The sequence below is a fragment of the Noviherbaspirillum sp. ST9 genome (assembly GCF_048799745.1).
Taxonomy (GTDB): domain Bacteria; phylum Pseudomonadota; class Gammaproteobacteria; order Burkholderiales; family Burkholderiaceae_D; genus Noviherbaspirillum.
The window spans coordinates 1-615 of the sequence record NZ_JBLWFR010000127.1; the positions used below are offsets into that span (position 1 = coordinate 1).

A 615-nucleotide genomic window follows, 5' to 3' on the forward strand; every position below is an offset into this window, starting at 1 on the left:
CGGACCGGATTTGTCTTTAACTAAACCCGTTATCCGTCTTGCCTGGCCCAGAAGATTCAGGCAAGCCAGAAAAAACACAATAAGTATATATATTCCTTTTTTTATTTTTTTCGTCTTTAAGTTTTCCCGAAGAAACTTGCTTAGTTGTAGCCCTCGTTCTGAATGAGCCTCGGATTCCTGATCATCTCGCTGTAAGGAACAGGCATATGATAATATTTATTCTGAAAAGTAAGAGTACTTACCGTCTGCTCTTCAGCAGTTAGTGAACCTGCAGAATTGACAATTTTTAAGCCCTTAAGAGTGGTATTTAAAACGGTGCCTGCAATTTTCCATCTTCTAACGTCCCAGAACCGGTGTTCTTCAAAAGATAATTCTATCCGCCTTTCGTTTCTGATCAGATCCCGCAGACCGGCCTGTGAAATACCGGCGGGTATTCCATATCTTCCGTTTGTTCCGGCAGTAATACCAGCGCGGGCACGGATCAGTTTAAGAGGAGCCACCGCATCTTCAGTTCGTCCTACCTCATTTAAGGCTTCAGCATAATTCAAGAGCACCTCAGCAAACCGGAAATAAGGAAAATTGTGGCTTTGATTGGAGTACGAAGTAGAATTGGTA

Annotated in this window: 1 protein-coding gene; it reads right to left on the reverse strand. The window is 42.8% G+C overall.

The features are described from left to right. Positions 1–140 precede the first annotated feature (140 nt). On the reverse strand, positions 141–615 hold a 475-nt coding region (locus tag ACNOHI_RS25130; protein ID WP_420477455.1), incomplete at its 5' end, for a RagB/SusD family nutrient uptake outer membrane protein.